This is a genomic window from Rossellomorea pakistanensis, from assembly GCF_016908495.1.
Lineage (GTDB): Bacteria > Bacillota > Bacilli > Bacillales > Bacillaceae_B > Rossellomorea > Rossellomorea pakistanensis.
The window spans coordinates 1308703-1325897 of record NZ_JAFBDZ010000001.1; the positions used below are offsets into that span (position 1 = coordinate 1308703).

A 17195-nucleotide genomic window follows, 5' to 3' on the forward strand; every position below is an offset into this window, starting at 1 on the left:
TTTCTCTCCTCCTTATTGGCATTTCTGTTTTAGATGTTCTACAAAGCTTTCAAGAGAAATTTTCTGCTGTTCTCCACTACTCATATCCTTTAAGTTAATAACATTTTGAGCTAATTCATCTTCTCCCAGGACAGCTACATACTTTGCTTTTAAGCGGTCAGCTGATTTAAACTGTGCCTTTATTTTACGATCTAAATAGTCCATTTCTGCTGAAATTCCTTCTATACGTAGATCATTGAGCAGTTTTACTGTAAAGTCTTTTGCTTCATCTCCAAGTGAGGCTAGGTAGCAATCAATTGACTGATCAATGGGTAATTCAACACCTTCAGCATCAAGTGCTGCTAATAGCCTTTCAACAGAAAAGGCAAAACCGATTCCAGGGGTCTCAGGTCCCCCCATCATTTTGACTAGTCCGTTATAACGTCCCCCACCGCATAATGTAGTAATGGCACCAAATCCTTCAGCATTACTCATAATCTCAAATGCAGTATGATTATAATAATCCAGACCTCTAACAAGGGTAGGATCAACTATAAAATCTACTCCCATTGAAGTTAGATATTGTTGAACTTTTTCAAAATAGTTTTTTGACTCTTCATTTAAAAAGTCAATGATTGAAGGAGCAGTGCTCATTAATTCATGGTCGCGATCTTTTTTACAGTCAAGAATTCTAAGTGGGTTTTTTTCTAAACGATTTTGACAATCGGAACAAAATTCTCCAATTCTTGTTTTAAAGTGATTGACTAAAGCTTCTCTGTGTGCCGCACGACTTTCTAAATCACCTAAACTGTTAATCACGAGCTTCAATTTTTTCAGTCCAAGCTTCTGATAAATACTCATAGCCAATGAAAGTACCTCAGCATCAATGCTTGGATCTTCACTCCCTAGAGCCTCCGCTCCAAATTGTACAAACTGACGATAACGTCCTGCCTGTGGTCGCTCATATCGAAACATTGGACCTGTGTAGTAAAGTTTCACAGGCTGATTCGCTAGACCGTGCATTTTATTTTCGACGTATGAACGGACAATAGAAGCCGTTCCTTCTGGTCTTAAGGCTAGATTTCTTCCACCACGATCCTCAAACAAATACATTTCCTTCTGGACGATGTCGGTTGTATCTCCTACACCGCGCATGAATAATTCACTGGATTCAAATATAGGTGTCCTAATTTCCTTGTATTGAAAGTTCCTACAAATTTCTGATGCGACCCGCTCTACATACTGCCACTTCTCAGAATCTCCTGGTAAAATGTCTTGTGTTCCGCGTGGAATTTGTATAGACATGTTATGTTCCTCCCTTGTCATATTTTTTATGTAAATAAAAAAAGCCCTCAATCCCTTGTACGAAACAAGGGACGAGAGCTTAGATTCCCGTGGTGCCACCCTAATTGAGGCTAACCTATTATTTTAGTTAGTCTCCTCTTTACCTGTTAACGCCTAGTACGTCCCACACCTACTCTTTGTGAAAAATTTCAGAGGGAAACCTCCAGAGTGTTCCTTCACTAAGTCACGATGTAGAAATGCTTTCAGCCTAGGACATTTCTTCTCTTTTCATGTGAGATTTAGTTACTGTGCTCCATCAATGGTTCTTATTCATGAAAGATATTTTATCTCTATAATAATACGGATGGACTACGATGATGTCAAGAGCTCCTAATAAATTTCTGCTTAACATCTTTCCATTTTCTTTTTTAGTAAACGAACATCTTTAAACGTAAGCCCGAATTCAGACGCTAGCTCAATTGTCGTCGCATCTTTTTCTTTTTCTAAAAATTGATGAAAGTTTACACCGAACACTTGATTTTCACCATTGTTTGCTTGTATTCCTTTTTCACTTGCTCTCATATCATCATTCCTTTCAAGCTTTCTTACTTATCATTTCCAATTCAATAAATTTATTTCGTTTTAAAGGAATTTTTCGTTCAAGCAAGAATGTTATATTAAGAAGGATGGAATTTTATTATTATTTTTCCATAAATCATTTTAGGTGGTGAAATATGAAAGACAAGTTTATGCCGATTTTCTTCAGCATTGTTCTGATCTTATCAATCATTACTCCAATTAGTGATGTCACTAAAGTAAATGCCGAAGCACAGTCGGTTACGATTAAAACGGATGCCTTAAATGTCAGAAGTGGACCTGGCTTAAGCTATTCCATTATTTCTCAAGTCAACCGAAACGAGAACTTTAAGGTAACAGCAGTAGAAAATGATTGGATACAGATTGAACTGGACGTATTTACAAAAGGATGGGTAGCAGAATGGCTCGTTACAAGTGATGAACCCACTATTGAAACAGAGGATTCATCTAAAAACAAAGAGGGTCAGACTACAGTCTCTTCTTTAAGAATTAGAAGTGGTCCCGGTACAGCCAATAGCATCATCGCAGTCCTTGGAAAAGGAGATCATGTAAGCATTCTAGATCGAAAAGGTGAATGGTTAGAGATTTCTTCCGATAAGGGGAGTGGCTGGGTTCATAAAGACTATATCCAAACAAGGAAAAAGCAAATGAAAAAGGTTGATTCAACTCCTATCGAAAAAGTAGGAACCATCAGTACATCTGCGCTAAATGTAAGATCTGAACCCAGCCTTAACAGTTCCGTTATCGGTACTTTACAAAAGGGAGATACTGTAACAGTGTCAGCCAGTGTACCTGGTTGGTATCAAATCCAGTTTGGAAATAACGAAGCATGGATTAATAATCAATATATCCAAATCAATCAAAATGGAGAGACAGGTGAGAACGTTGACTCGAGCTCTTCGTTGACAGGTAAAGTAACCGTAGAATCAGTCAATATACGTTCTCAAGGATCCTTAAACGGCAAAGTTATTGCAAAAGCTTCCAAAGGGGATCGTTTCCAACTTTTAAAAAAAGAAAACAATTGGTACCAAGTGGAATTAGCAGATGGACAAATGGGATGGATAGCCGGATGGTTGATTGAAAAGAATGTAGATTCTACCGTTAAAGAGGATGGTCAGTCAAAAGAATCCACCATTAAGATCCTTTATAATGGGACAAATATTAGAAGCGATGCAAATGTGAATGCATCTATTGTAAAACGAGCAAACTCAGGTGATGTGTTCTCCATTGTCTCAAGTATATCTGATTGGTATGAAATTGATTTAGGAAATGGTCAAACTGGGTTCATTGCTGGATGGGTCGTATCGCTTAATAATAATCAATCTTCATCAGATTCACCTTCCCCAACAAATCGAGACGGAACAATAGAGGGAAAAACCATTGTATTAGATCCAGGACACGGAGGGATTGACAGTGGGACAACCGGTTTTAGGGGAACGTTGGAGAAACAGTTAACATTGAAAACTGCCGAGAACCTTTATTATAAGCTTAAACATGCTGGCGCCAATGTGATTTTAACACGGAATGACGATCGGTATTTACATCTAAATTCAAGGGTGGAAATTTCCCATTCTAACAGTGCAGATGCTTTTATAAGTTTACATTATGATAGTATTAATGATTCATCCATCAACGGGTTTACCACTTATTACTACCATGACTATCAGAAAGAACTAGCAGTGGCCATGGATCAAAAACTTGGGGATACTTTAACTCTAAGAAATCGCGGAATAAAAAAGGGAGACTTCTTTGTGATTAGGGAAAACTCACAACCCTCCGTATTAATTGAATTAGGTTATCTTAGCAATCCTAACGAAGAAAGAACCGTTACATCCTCCCAATATCAAGATATGGCCGCCATTAGTTTGTATAATGGCATTACTTCGTATTTTGAAGAATAAATAACAAGAAAGGCTGACCATTTAGATCAGCCTTTCTTTATTTATCGCTGCTTTCTATAAGATTGTTGTTTTATAAGAACATAAATTTTTGTGAAAAGGTTTTTTGGAGCGGAAGGTGCGAGACTCCTGCGGGAGAAGCGGCACAGGTAAGACTAAAGCAGGAACAAGGCGACGAGGAGGCTCACCGCCAGCCCCGCAGAAAGCGAGCATCCTATCGCTGCAACCAACTAACTCCTGTTCAAGTAACAACAATGTTTACGAAAACAGTCTTGTTTATTTACTTTCGACAATTAATGTAACTGGACCATCATTAATGAGCTGTACATCCATCATGCTTCCAAAAACACCCGTTTCGACTTTAACACCTTTTTCTTTAAGTAAGTTATTAAAATGATTATAAATGACTTCCGCATGGGAAGGCTTTGCAGCATTCATAAAGTTTGGTCTTCTTCCTTTTCTACAATCTCCATAGAGAGTAAATTGAGAGACCGATAATACCGAGCCTTTAACATCTACTAATGAGTGGTTCATTTTACCTTCTTCGTCTTCAAACACTCTTAAATTAACAATTTTGTCAGCTAGATATGCTGCATCTTTTTCACAATCTTCATGGGTAATTCCCACAAGAAGAACAAAGCCGAAGTCAATTTCTCCTGTAACTCTACCTTCAATCGTAACTGATGCTTTTTTACTTCTTTGTAGCACGACTTTCATGAAAACAATCTCCTTAGTTCATTATCCTTCTAACGGCATAAATATCTGATATTTGTTTAATCCTCTCCACAACCCTATGAAGATGAGAAATATTTTGAATCGAAATCGACATATTAATCGTTGCCATTTTATTCCGGTCGGATTTTCCACTAACAGCCGAAATATTCGTTTTTGTCTCGTTGACGGCTTGTAATACCTCATTCAATAATCCTCTACGATCATAACCAGATATTTCAATGTCAACATTGTATTCTTTTCGATCATTTACATCACTTTCCCACTCTACGGGGATTAATCGTTGTTCGACAGCTTCTGATGTGACATTTGTACAATCCGAACGATGAACAGAGACACCTCTACCTTTTGTGATAAAACCAACAATATTATCCCCCGGAACAGGATTGCAACAGCGGGATAAACGAATGAGTAAATTATCTATTCCTTTAACCTGTACTCCTGCATCTCTTTTCCGTTTAGGTGGTTGAGCCTTTAAGTCTGACATAGTTTCTTCAAGAGATACTTCTTGATTTCGCAGCTTTCTTAATTTTTCAGTTAGACGAGTAGCAATTTGGGCAGCGGTAATCCCGTTATATCCTACTGCAGCATACATATCCTCTTCATTTGAAAAATTAAACTTTTCTGCGACTCTTTTCACATTTTCGTTTGTTAAAACTTCTTTAAGCTCAAACTCAAGGTTTTTAATTTCTTTTTCAACCTGTTCTCGACCTTTTTCAATATTTTCTTCTTTTTGCTGTTTCTTAAAGAATTGTTTAATTTTGTTCTTTGCTTGAGAGGTCTGAGCAAGCTTAAGCCAATCTTTACTTGGACCATATGAATGCTTTGATGTCATAATTTCAACAATGTCACCGGTTTTTAAACGATAATCTAGCGTGACCATTTTTCCATTCACTTTGGCACCGATCGTTTTGTTTCCAATCTCAGAGTGAATTCGATACGAGAAATCTATCGGAACCGAGCCTGATGGTAGCTCGATGACATCACCCTTAGGTGTAAATACAAAAACCATATCAGAAAACAAATCAATTTTTAACGATTCCATGAATTCTTCTGCATTCGCAGAATCATTTTGGTACTCTAGTATTTCACGGAACCATGAAAGTTTCTTTTCGAATGTTGCTTTTTCATTTACTGGAATTCCTTCTTTATAAGCCCAATGGGCGGCAACACCATATTCGGCGATTTCATGCATTTCATTTGTTCTGATTTGAACCTCTAAAGGATCACCCTTAGGACCTATTACCGTGGTATGAAGGGATTGATACATATTTGGTTTAGGCATGGCAATATAATCTTTAAAACGACCAGGCATTGGTTTCCAACATGTATGAATAATCCCTAATACAGCATAACAATCTTTAATACTATCTACTAAAACCCTTACAGCAAGGAGATCATAGATTTCATTAAATTGTTTGTTTTGGAGAGCCATTTTTCGATAAATACTATAAATATGTTTTGGACGACCTGATAATTCAGCAGTAATCTTTACATCTTCTAAACGATCATTTACCTCTTGCACGACTTCCTCAAGATATTGCTCACGCTCAGCCCGTTTCTTTTTCATTAAATTTACAATTCGGTAATACTGCTGTGGGTTTAAATAGCGTAATGAAGTATCCTCAAGCTCCCACTTAATTTTAGAGATCCCTAATCTATGAGCTAATGGAGCAAATATTTCTAGTGTTTCATTAGAAATCCGCCTTTGCTTTTCATTCGGTAAATGTTTTAATGTTCTCATATTATGAAGGCGGTCCGCCAATTTAATTAGGATCACGCGGATATCCTGTGCCATTGCTACAAACATTTTTCTATGATTTTCAGCTTGTTGTTCTTCTTGGGATTTATATTTAATCTTTCCGAGCTTTGTCACCCCATCAACAAGCATCGCGACTTCATCATTGAATGCTTCCTTAATATCTTCAAGGGTACAATTTGTATCTTCTACTACATCATGTAAAAAACCTGCTGCTACTGTAGAAGGATCCATTTCCAAATCGGCTAAGATTCCCGCTACTTGTATAGGATGAATGATGTAAGGTTCCCCTGACTTCCTATATTGTTCTTTATGAGCTTCTTTTGCAAACTCATAGGCTTTTTGAACAAGAAGGACATGTTCAACATTTAAATATTCTTTTGTTCTATTTACAACTTGTTCAGGAGTCAACACTTGATCCTTCGCCATAAGCAGAATCACCTTTACTCTATAATTATGTTTTTATATTATTTAACTACCTTTATCTGATCTTATACTATTTTTACGAAGACTGCTTTCGTAAAAATTGATGTTATTTGAAAAAGAGTTAGTTGGTTGCAGCGAAAGGATGCTCACTTTCCGCAGGGCGGGCGGTGAGCCGCCTCGTCGCATGGCTTCTGCCTAAGTCTCACCTGTCCCGCTGCCCCCGCAGGAGTCTCGCACCTGCAGCGAAGACCAACCTTTTTAAAAAAATTTATTGTTCTTAAAAAAACAACAAACTTTTAGAAAATAGCCTTTACGAAAGAAAATAGAATAAATTATCTTTACAATAAAATTTTTTACGATTGTTACTATTATCAAAAAAAAAAGTGAATATGTAAAGCATTAGAATAGAATTCATACAAAATATGATGAATTTTGTCGAATTTTAATTACGTTTGATCCAGCTTTATATAGGCTGCAGAAGTATTCCCCATCCTCCAACTCCCTTTAAATCCAATAATATCCAACATGAACTTTTCTTCAAAATTAACAAAAGAGCACTCATACTTGAGCGCTCGTCTATGCTGTCATTAGTATTGCATTAATGTAAGGATATCGTAGCCATCTAATTTATCACGGCCATCTAGATAAGTGAGTTCAATAAGGAAAGCTATTCCTGCCACAACTCCACCAAGCTCTTCCACCAGCTTAATGGTCGCTTCAATCGTACCGCCGGTAGCAAGGAGATCATCTGTGATCAGAACTCGTTGACCAGGTTTAATCGCATCTTTATGGATAGTAAGAGCATCTTTTCCGTACTCTAATCCATATTCAACTTTTACTGTTTCACGAGGAAGTTTCCCTGGCTTACGTACGGGTGCAAATCCTACCCCAAGAGCATATGCGACAGGACATCCGATAATAAACCCACGTGCTTCCGGACCAACGATAAGATCTATCTCTTTTTCTTTTGCATATTCAACAATCTGATCGGTTGCATATCTATAAGCATCACCATTATCCATTAGAGTGGTGATATCTTTAAATTTAATTCCTTCTTTAGGCCAATTTTCAACAATAGTGATATATTGTTTTAAGTCCATTATTCTGCTTCCTCCTCATACTTTGCAGACAACATTCGTTCTTTTTTCGAACCAGGCTTTTAACTCCTGATAAGAAGAATACAATAATTCATTTTCTAACGTAAATTGCCTTTGCTTTTGACAATAAGTTGAAGACTCTTCAAAGTCTCGCTTTACCTTAACTGGATTTAAGGAAATAAGTCCATTGTTTATTGTAACAAAATCTAATTCAAAAAACACCTGTGACATAAAATCAATTGTTTCTCTAGTCCAGCCTCGATGTTTTGCCAAGTCGTTTCCATACTTATTTAAGTTAAAAGTTTCACGTTTTGCTAAAAATCCATAATACCACTTAAAATGATCCCTCGTAGGAAACGTACTAAAGAAGTGATCATTCTGTTGATAAAAATGGGCATAGATTCTATCTGGCTGAGATTGATCTAATAATGCATGCAAATATTCACTATTACTTGGTAAGTCAATAAGGATTAAATGACAGCCCTTAATGTCTGCTTGTTTGGAATCATCTATACTTTGAATCAACAAAACTTCTTCTTCTGGAGGCTGTAAGCCAAGGACAGCAAGAGTGTTTGGCTGAAATACAACAAATTTCCTGTTCACAGCAGGTACCTGTTCAAGCCATTTGCTTCTACTTTTTAATCCTCTAACATCAAACAGCTGCCAGTGATTAACTTCTACATCCTGAAGAAAAATCTGTGGCTTTCGGATATTATTCCATTCATTTATAGCCAATTCTCCAATAACGGACACATTTGCATGTGGTGAGATATGATGAGCAATCTCCCCCATTCCAAAGCCTACACCATCCAGCTGATTCCCTTCATCATCGAGTGTAATTTTAAGATGGTTTTGATTACTACCAATTTTCCTCAAATTAGAAAGTGTAACATTTTCAATAGTAAGTTTCGGTTTTGGGTTATTCATTCCAAACGGAGCTAATAATTGTAACTGCTCAATCGAGGTAACATCAACTTCGTTTAGCTCTACTTTAGCATCTAAAAGCGTAACGGGAATAAAATCTTCTGCTGTCAATTGATCTTGGGCCAATTGATTTAACCTATTTCTTAATTCATCTACATCTTCCAGTCCAAGAGTCATTCCCGCGGCCATCGGGTGTCCACCAAAGTGGGGGAGGATTTCCCTGCAAGTAGAAAGATTTTTAAAAAGATCAAACCCTAAAATGCTACGAGCTGAGCCTTTAGCGATTCCTTTTTCAGAATCATAGCTTAATACTATTGTCGGCCGATAAAATTTCTCTACTAATCTTGATGCTACAATTCCGACAACACCCGAGTTCCAACCTTCTTTTCCAATAATCAAAACAGAGTGATCTGAGGGAGGGTAATATCGCTCCACCATTTCTACCGCTTCCTCTGTCATTTTGCTAACGATTGATTGTCTTTCTTTATTTATTGAATCAATTTCTACTGCAAGAGCATTTGCTTCTTCCTTGTCTTCTGTCATAAGTAAATCCACTGCTGGATCTGCGTCCCCTAGTCTTCCGATTGCATTAATTCTAGGCGCAATAGCAAACCCTACCGTTTCTTCTGTGATGTCCTTTAAAGCACTTCCAGCTATTTTACAGAGGGCAATAATTCCTAGTCTTTTAGTGGTTCGAAGCTTACGTAACCCTCTTTTGGCAATTGCACGATTTTCTCCAATAAGTGGGACAAGATCTGCAATCGTACCAATTGCTACAACATCCAATAAATGTTCTGGTACATGTCCGTATAGTGCATGAGCCACTTTAAACGCTACTCCAACACCTGCTAAGTGTGGAAAGGGGTATGTAGTTCCTTCCATTTTCGGGTGGATGATAGCAAGAGCCTCAGGCAGTTCTGGTCCGGGTTCGTGATGGTCTGTAATGATCAAATCGATCCCAAGTGTTTTTGCAAGTCTAGCTTCACTTAAAGCGGCAATTCCCGTATCCACTGTGATAATAAGAGAAAAACCTTGATCCTTGGCTAACCGAAAAGATTCTTCATTTGGTCCATATCCTTCTGTAAACCGATTAGGAATATAAAAATGGGCATCTGCCCCTAAATCCTTTAATACCTGTAGCATAACGGTTGTCGAGCTCACACCATCGGCATCATAATCCCCAAATACAAGGATAGATTCTTTGTTTTCTATTGCTTGCCGTATTCGATTAATCGCTATTTTCATATCCTTTAATAAAAAGGGATCATGAAATGGGTCGCTTTTGTCAAATAAAAAATCCCGGGCTTGTTCGACATCATTCAACTCTCGATTCATTAATAACTTTGCAACAAGCGAGGGAATATTTAATTCTCTTACATATCGTTCTATCAATTCTTCATCATAGGTTGGAATAATCCAACGTGTTCTTGACTTTAACATAACGCTTCACTCCTAGCCACCCCTATTATACAAAAGAATGAGCATATTCACCACTAGGAATCGTTTAGAAAGGAAGCACAAAAAATGGGTGACCTATTAGAATGATCGTTGGCATCGAATCCCTATATAAGTCACCCTATTATTTAATTCATTTATTCTCCCATTCCATCTGGAGCAGTTTTTTTAAGAGGTTCCTTGTTCTCAGGTGTTTTATCCTTCACTTGTAATTGGTTCATTTCACTCCGGAGCAATGCATTCTCTTTTTCTAAAGCTTTCACTTTTCTTTGAATGACGTAGAGACGCATAAGTCCTACGGATCCAATAATAGTACCTCCCATTAAGACAGACCCGATTATGACAAGAATAAGCGGCCACTGAGATGTACCAAATAGATAATTGACTGTAACGGGATCAACATTTATGACGGCAAAAATCGCTACAATTAAAGCAAAAATAAGTCCTAATAAAAACGTCCATTGAAATTTCAATTCTCTTCCTCCTCAACAACACCTTATTCGTTCAAATCAACATCCGATTCTTTTTCATCTCGATTATAAGGGTTAATATGAACAAAAACATCCTGAACATTGTCTTCTTCTAATAGTTTCTCTTTTACTCTTTTCCCTACTCTATGCCCTTCTTCTACAGTAATATGAGGATCTACACTAATTTTCAAATCAATGATGACATAATGACCATGTTCTCTTGCATGCAATTCATCTAGCTCTAATACACCCGGAACTGCTTTGATTATTTCTTTAAGCTCTATTGTATCTTCATCATGAAGCACATGGTCTAATGTATTGTGAATGGATTCCTTTCCCAATGTCCAAGCGATTTTCAATATAAACAACGCTACAATTAATCCTGCAGCTGGATCCCCATATACCAGCCAATCAATATCAAAGTAACCTCCAAGCATAGATGAACCAATACCAAATAAGGCAGCAAGCGAAGAAAATACATCTGAACGATGCTCGTGGGCATTCACAATGAGAGCATCACTATTTAACTTCTTACCCAAACGATACTTATATTGAAACATTGCTTCCTTCACAATGATGGAGAACGTAACAGCATAAATGGCAATCGATGATGGAGGAGATATAGGTTTAAAGAATGATTCAATGGCAGATTTCCCAATTTCAATCCCGACTAAAAATAATAAGACCGCAACAATAATCGCAGCAATAGACTCTGCCTTCCCATGTCCATAGGGGTGATCTTCATCGGGAGGCTGCTTGGCTGCCTTTAATCCAATGTAAACAGCCAATGATCCTACTACATCTGAAGCTGAATGAACAGCATCAGCAATAAGTGCCCTACTATTCCCTACGACACCTGCCCACCATTTGATTAGAGCTAAAATAATATTACCGATCACTCCGACTAATGCGGCAAACTCCGCCTTCTTAAAACGATCCTCATGACTCATCCATTCTCCTCCTTTCACTTTTTCTTATTCTATCCGAAGCATTCAGAAAAAAACGTCAATGCTTGGCATAAATCAGCAACACGAAAAGAAGGACTAACTCTAGAACTTTATGTTCCAATATTAGTCCTTCCTCTTATTTATACTTGTGGTTCATCTGATGTAACTTTTTTCTCTTTATAGGTTTTAATGGTGCCTTTCTTCTTAAGCTCCCGTTTCTTCATCACCAACCAAAGCTGTGCGGCAATAAATACAGACGAATACGTCCCTGAAACAAGACCAACTAATAAGGCGATCGAGAAGTTTCGAATTGAATCACTTCCAAAAACCAGCAATCCAATAACCGTTAGTACAACTGTTAACACTGTATTCACCGATCTTCCCATTGTTTGACGTAAACTCTGGTTTACTGCCAACTCTATGTCTTCAACCGTTTTTAATCGACGTTTCTTATGAAGATTTTCTCTTAAACGGTCGAAGGTTACAATCGTATCATTTATAGAGTAACCAACAATGGTCAATACGGCTGCAATAAAAGTAATATCCACTTCTAACCTTGTCAAACTAAAGAAGGCAATGATAAAAAATGCATCATGTAATAAGGCAGCAATAGACGCAACCGCCATTCTCCATTCAAATCGGACCGTAACATAGATAACAATACCTACAGCCGCAATCGCAACTGCCATCATTGCGTTTTTAGCAAGCTCTTTTCCAACTACTGGTGAAACAGTGGATATACTAGGCTCTGCTCCGTATAGCTCTTTAAAATGAGTTTTTAAATCAGCAATCTCTTCTTTACTCAAATCCTCTGTGTACCTGACAACCGCAACGTTTTGGTTATCACCAGAGATGACAATTTGGTCTGTGGAAAGATTCACATTTCCTAATTCCGTTTGAACTTCCTCTTTTGTAAGGCTTTCTTCTGCCATAATCTGCATTCTAGATCCACTTGTAAAGTCAATTCCTAGGTTCAGTCTCAGAATAGATAATACAATGATTCCAGCAATGATGAGGATTGCAGAAAGCGAGAAAAATTTCTTTCTATGCTTTGCGAAATTAAAAGAATCGAAACGTGTCGGTAAGTCTAGCGTGTCATAGTTTTCGGATAAATCTTTAATATCCTTCTTCTTCACCCCAAACCAACCTGGCTTTTTGTTAAAGAAGCGACTATTCACCCAAAGGCCAAGTAATAAGCGTGAAGCCCATACAGAGGTAATGAAACTTGTTAGAATACTAATGATTAGCATTGTTGCAAACCCTTTTACAGAGCTTGTACCAAACGCAAACAGTACAGCTGCTGCCAGCAATGTAGTCAAATTGGCATCTAAAATAGTTAAAAATGATGATTTATTTCCAGCTGCAAAGGCTGATCTTATCGATTTCCCAACACGGATTTCTTCTTTAATTCGTTCATAGGTTATGATATTCGCATCAACCGCCATCCCTACTCCCAAGACGATCGCAGCAATACCTGGCAGGGTCAGAACCCCATTCATTAAATTAAATAGTAATAATACTAAGTAAATATAAACTGAAATCGTAACCGTTGCAATAAACCCTGGGAAACGATAGTAGAACAGCATGAATAAATAAACTAATGCGATTCCAACGATTCCAGCAAGCGCTGTTTTATCTAAAGCCTGTTGGCCAAATTGAGCTCCGACAGAGGTTGAATAGATTTCTTTCAACTTAACTGGCAACGCACCCGCATTTAATAGTGCTGCTAAGTCTTTTGCTTCGCTCACCGTAAATTGACCCGTAATTTGAACTTCACTCGAATTAATAGGTTCATCCACCATTGGGTCAGATAAATATTTAGGATCCTCTGATTTTGAAGCCTTCTCGTACGAATCTTTCCCCTTTTCAAAATCAAGCCAAATGACAAGTTTATTGCTTGGGAAAGGTTTCTGTGAAAGCTCTTTCGTCAGCTCATAAAATTTGGAATGATCCTTTAATTTTAGGGAAACAATTGGATTATTATTTTGATCAAAAGCTTGCTTTGCTCCTCCAGAAACTAGATCAGTTCCATCTAGCCTAACTTTGTCGTTAATGTCTCTAAAGGATAAATTTGCTTGGGTAGAAAGAATCTTCCTTGCTTGGTTTTGATTTTCTACACCTGCAAGCTGAACACGAATTCGGTTTCCATCTTCGATTTGAATATTTGGTTCACTTACTCCTAGGACATTTATCCGTTCCTCAAGAGCATCGGCTGTATTTGCTACAACTTCTCGATCAATCTTTTGCCCTTCCTTCGCCGGATTCACTTCATAAAGGACCTCAAAGCCTCCTTGTAGATCCAGCCCTAATTTAATATTCCCTAAAATATTCTGGCTCGTTGCCCCTATTGCACTTCCTAGTAAAAGTACAATTAGAAAGAAAGCAATGATCCTACCGCGTTTTACCATTATGTATATATTCCTCCTTGCCGTAATGTGGGGGTACCCCCCTACCATTCAATAAGCTCGATATATATAGAATTATTTCAATATTTTTATTATGTATGAGAAAAAAAACAGTGTCAATTTGTTTTCCTTTTACTTCCTGTCTTTATTAGGGCGAAATAAATCATTTAATTCCTCTTCATCTAAATCAGTAAACCAGTTGGGAGTACGGAATGCTTCAACTGTTTCAAAATTCATATACTCACCAGGTTTTACGCTTATGATATCACTTACAAGTTGAAACAACCGAGGATGTTCGCTTGTTTTTTTCCATTTCTTTTTTAATAAGTAAGTCCATAGGCTACTTATCGTTGCATCCTTGTAACCTAATATTTCAAACTCCTCAACTTTACTCTTTAATGCCGGGTATAACTCATCGTAATAGTGAAGGTATGGATGCTCATTCCCATTCATTCCCTTTCCCCCGCTTCATATCAAAATGGTAACAACTTGTCATGCTTTGTCCATCTTGTTGCATATACATTATTGTATATGATAATACCATTTTTGAGAAGGCAGGGAATTTTATGTCAAAATTTTTGAAAGGCACAATGATACTAATGGCAGCTGCCCTAATTACAAGAGTATTAGGGTTTGTTAACCGAATTATCATTGCCAGGTTTATCGGAGAAGAAGGAGTAGGGCTATACATGATGGCTTTCCCTACACTTATCCTTGTCATTACCATTACACAAATTGGACTACCTGTCGCCATCTCAAAATGTGTTGCAGAAGCTGAGGCACAAGGAGATACTCGTAAAATAAAAAAGATTCTCGCTGTTAGTTTAGCAATTACGGGATCATTATCCATTATCTTTACACCTGCACTGATCTTACTTGCCCCTATCCTCTCAGAAACATTATTCACAGATCATAGAATCTATTATCCATTAGTGGCCATTGCCCCAATCATTCCGATTGTAGCCATTTCATCTGTAATAAGAGGGTATTTTCAAGGAAGACAGAATATGAAACCAGCTGCGTATTCTCAAGTAATTGAACAAATCGTCAGAATAACCCTTATTGCCGTAATGACAAAAACCTTTCTTCCATACGGTATTGAATATGCCGCCGCAGGAGCAATGGTTGCTTCAGTAATAGGTGAATTAGCTTCACTACTTTATATGTTTACAACTTTTAAACTTAAAAAGAAATTTAAAATTCGACATAACTTTTTTAAATCTATTTCAAAAGGAAAATCAACTCTTAAGGAATTAATGACCGTTGCCCTGCCTACTACTGGTAGTCGTATGATCGGCTCTGTTGCATGGTTTCTAGAGCCGATCGTCGTTTCTCAAAGCTTATTGATAGCAGGTGTTGCTGGGTCTCTTGCCACAAAACAGTACGGAATGTTGACCGGATTTGCACTCCCGCTACTATTTCTACCTTCATTTGTTACCGTTTCGCTATCGACTTCCCTTGTTCCTGCGATTAGTGAAGCCAATTCACACAAGAACTACAAACTTATCGAGCACAGATTACAACAAGCACTTCGCTTTTGCTTGATAACAGGAGGAGTTGCCGTTATTCTCCTATTTATATATGCTGAACCATTAATGACCCTTATGTACGGTAGTACAAGTGGTGCTCCCTTTATCACACTTATGGCTCCGTTCTTTCTCTTCTATTATTACCAAGGACCATTGCAGGCTGTCTTACAAGCATTAGATCTTGCAAGAGCCGCCATGATTAACAGTCTTATTGGGGCGATAGTAAAAACGGGTCTTATCTTTGTTCTCGCTTCCCAACCGAAACTCGGAATATACGGCGCAGCATTAGCAATCGTTACTGGAATAATGCTCGTAACGCTCTTACACTTTGCGACTATACTCAAGAAAATTCCAATGACGATTTTTATAAGTGATTATCTTAAGTTTATTGTAGTACTAATTTTAACCGGTTTCTGCGGACATTATCTCTATCATCATTTTCTTTTGGATGAAACTCTAATTATACGGCTATTAACTGGGGTAAGCATTACTACAGTTAGTTATCTAGTTTTATCCATTGCATTGCGACTAGTGACAAGAGATGATCTCAAAAGAATTCCTGTTATTAATAAGTGGCTTTAATAAGTGGCACTATTGGCCTTGAATACTTGAAAAACGATTCGTTTTCGTTCAAGGTTTTAAAAATCACTGGTGAAGGAATATGTAAGTTTATTTTTGAGTTCATAAAAATAAAAGACGATTCATGAAGGAATTATCTCCTTTTGGATCGCCTTTTTCCTATTTTTATTTATCTATCTGATCAATGAAAAATTCTCCATTTTGGTAGCTGCAAAACGAAATTTCTTTAAGATTCGTAAATCCCCTTTTTCTTAATTCTTTTCTTAACCAAAAGTCAGTTTGATTGATCCCTTCTAAGTGGTCTACTTGAATCTTTCCATCTAATATGAGAGGGAGTGAAAGTGGCTCTTGAAATTGGCTTTTGCTTGTATCGTCTTTCTTTATAATCGACAAACTGCCAGAAGGCTCTAGAATGGCATATGAAACTTCACTTATATCCATCACATCTTTTTCACGTAATTGTAATAATAAGTCATCAAAATTATATCTTTGCTGCTTCATTGCTTTTTCATCAATTTGACCGTTATGAATAATGACCGTCGGTTTACCATCCACTAATTCTCTAAATGGCTTAGATTTCAATGAAAGAAAGGCGGTTGTAATTTGTACTGACAAGAGAATAAGCATTGGTATTAAAGTATGAAAAATAGCATCTCTCGGCTCCTCGATTGCCAGCACAGCAAGTTCAGCGATCATGATGTTGACCACAAGATCGAGTACACTTAGCTCTCCAATTTCTCTTTTCCCCATGACTCTAAATATAAGAGTAATCATGACATATAAAAAAAGCGTCCGTACAATTAGGATTAGGTACTCCTCCACTTTTACTTCCTCCTTTTCAATTAGACATATGCATTTTTTATTATGTACTTGGAAAAAGAAAAGATAATAGGAATTTTTTTCTGCATTATTAATCATTGTTGTTGTTATTTAACCCCCAGCCTGAATACACTTCGTGCACCTTAGTGTGACACGTGTGCCTTCTCGCTACGCTGAGTGGTCTCACTATGACCGCTGTTTCCTCAGGAGTCTACGTGTATAGACTGTTCAATGCTTCTAAAATGTATATCCGACTTATCTCAAATAGCAACATACTTCTAGGAAACAGCTTATA

13 protein-coding genes and 1 other annotated feature are annotated in these 17195 nt (G+C 37.4%); of the genes, 2 read left to right on the forward strand and 11 right to left on the reverse strand.

Annotation, left to right across the window (positions count from 1 at the left end):
• Positions 1 to 12: 12 nt before the first annotated feature.
• Both hisS and JOC86_RS06465 read right to left on the reverse strand, forming a co-directional pair.
• Positions 13 to 1284 carry a histidine--tRNA ligase gene (gene hisS, locus JOC86_RS06460; protein ID WP_205169204.1) on the reverse strand — a complete coding sequence of 424 codons (1272 nt, stop codon included), beginning with the start codon at positions 1282 to 1284 and terminating at the stop codon, positions 13 to 15.
• A gap of 64 nt (positions 1285 to 1348) precedes the next feature.
• Positions 1349 to 1592: a binding site (T-box leader), on the reverse strand.
• A 76-nt stretch (positions 1593 to 1668) separates the two neighbouring features.
• The gene (locus JOC86_RS06465) at positions 1669 to 1845 is read right to left on the reverse strand and encodes an RNA polymerase subunit sigma-70 (RefSeq protein WP_205169206.1); all 177 of its coding nucleotides are present in this window, start codon (positions 1843 to 1845) and stop codon (positions 1669 to 1671) included.
• A gap of 152 nt (positions 1846 to 1997) precedes the next feature.
• Between JOC86_RS06465 and JOC86_RS06470 the strand changes: the two genes are divergently transcribed.
• Positions 1998 to 3761 (forward strand): N-acetylmuramoyl-L-alanine amidase family protein, encoded by a 1764-nt coding sequence (locus JOC86_RS06470; RefSeq protein WP_205169208.1) that lies wholly within the window; start codon positions 1998 to 2000, stop codon positions 3759 to 3761.
• A 273-nt stretch (positions 3762 to 4034) separates the two neighbouring features.
• On the opposite strand, the gene dtd is transcribed toward JOC86_RS06470, so the two are convergent.
• From dtd to JOC86_RS06510, 8 genes are all read right to left on the reverse strand, one after another.
• On the reverse strand, positions 4035 to 4475 hold the full coding sequence (gene dtd, locus JOC86_RS06475; RefSeq protein ID WP_205169210.1) for a D-aminoacyl-tRNA deacylase: 441 nt from the start codon (positions 4473 to 4475) through the stop codon (positions 4035 to 4037).
• A gap of 13 nt (positions 4476 to 4488) precedes the next feature.
• Positions 4489 to 6678 carry a RelA/SpoT family protein gene (locus tag JOC86_RS06480; RefSeq protein ID WP_205169212.1) on the reverse strand — a complete coding sequence of 730 codons (2190 nt, stop codon included), beginning with the start codon at positions 6676 to 6678 and terminating at the stop codon, positions 4489 to 4491.
• A 584-nt stretch (positions 6679 to 7262) separates the two neighbouring features.
• Positions 7263 to 7775: an adenine phosphoribosyltransferase gene (locus JOC86_RS06485; RefSeq protein ID WP_205169214.1), complete on the reverse strand. Its 513-nt coding sequence runs from the start codon at positions 7773 to 7775 to the stop codon at positions 7263 to 7265.
• A gap of 15 nt (positions 7776 to 7790) precedes the next feature.
• Entirely contained in the window at positions 7791 to 10136 is a 2346-nt protein-coding gene (gene recJ, locus JOC86_RS06490) for a single-stranded-DNA-specific exonuclease RecJ (RefSeq protein WP_205169216.1), read from the reverse strand.
• Between the two features lie 152 nt (positions 10137 to 10288).
• Positions 10289 to 10624: a LapA family protein gene (locus tag JOC86_RS06495; protein ID WP_205169218.1), complete on the reverse strand. Its 336-nt coding sequence runs from the start codon at positions 10622 to 10624 to the stop codon at positions 10289 to 10291.
• A gap of 23 nt (positions 10625 to 10647) precedes the next feature.
• Positions 10648 to 11571 carry a cation diffusion facilitator family transporter gene (locus JOC86_RS06500; RefSeq protein ID WP_205169226.1) on the reverse strand — a complete coding sequence of 308 codons (924 nt, stop codon included), beginning with the start codon at positions 11569 to 11571 and terminating at the stop codon, positions 10648 to 10650.
• A 137-nt stretch (positions 11572 to 11708) separates the two neighbouring features.
• The gene (gene secDF / locus JOC86_RS06505; protein WP_205169234.1) at positions 11709 to 13976 is read right to left on the reverse strand and encodes a protein translocase subunit SecDF; all 2268 of its coding nucleotides are present in this window, start codon (positions 13974 to 13976) and stop codon (positions 11709 to 11711) included.
• A 129-nt stretch (positions 13977 to 14105) separates the two neighbouring features.
• The gene (locus JOC86_RS06510; RefSeq protein WP_205169236.1) at positions 14106 to 14426 is read right to left on the reverse strand and encodes a post-transcriptional regulator; all 321 of its coding nucleotides are present in this window, start codon (positions 14424 to 14426) and stop codon (positions 14106 to 14108) included.
• Between the two features lie 113 nt (positions 14427 to 14539).
• Between JOC86_RS06510 and spoVB the strand changes: the two genes are divergently transcribed.
• Positions 14540 to 16084, forward strand: a complete 1545-nt coding sequence (gene spoVB / locus JOC86_RS06515) for a stage V sporulation protein B (RefSeq protein WP_205169238.1) — start codon at positions 14540 to 14542, stop codon at positions 16082 to 16084.
• Between the two features lie 162 nt (positions 16085 to 16246).
• Here spoVB and JOC86_RS06520 read toward each other — a convergent pair whose 3' ends face one another.
• A complete protein-coding gene (locus JOC86_RS06520) occupies positions 16247 to 16903 on the reverse strand; it encodes a DUF421 domain-containing protein (protein ID WP_338021716.1) in 657 nt (218 codons plus the stop codon).
• Between the last annotated feature and the right edge of the window lie 292 nt (positions 16904 to 17195).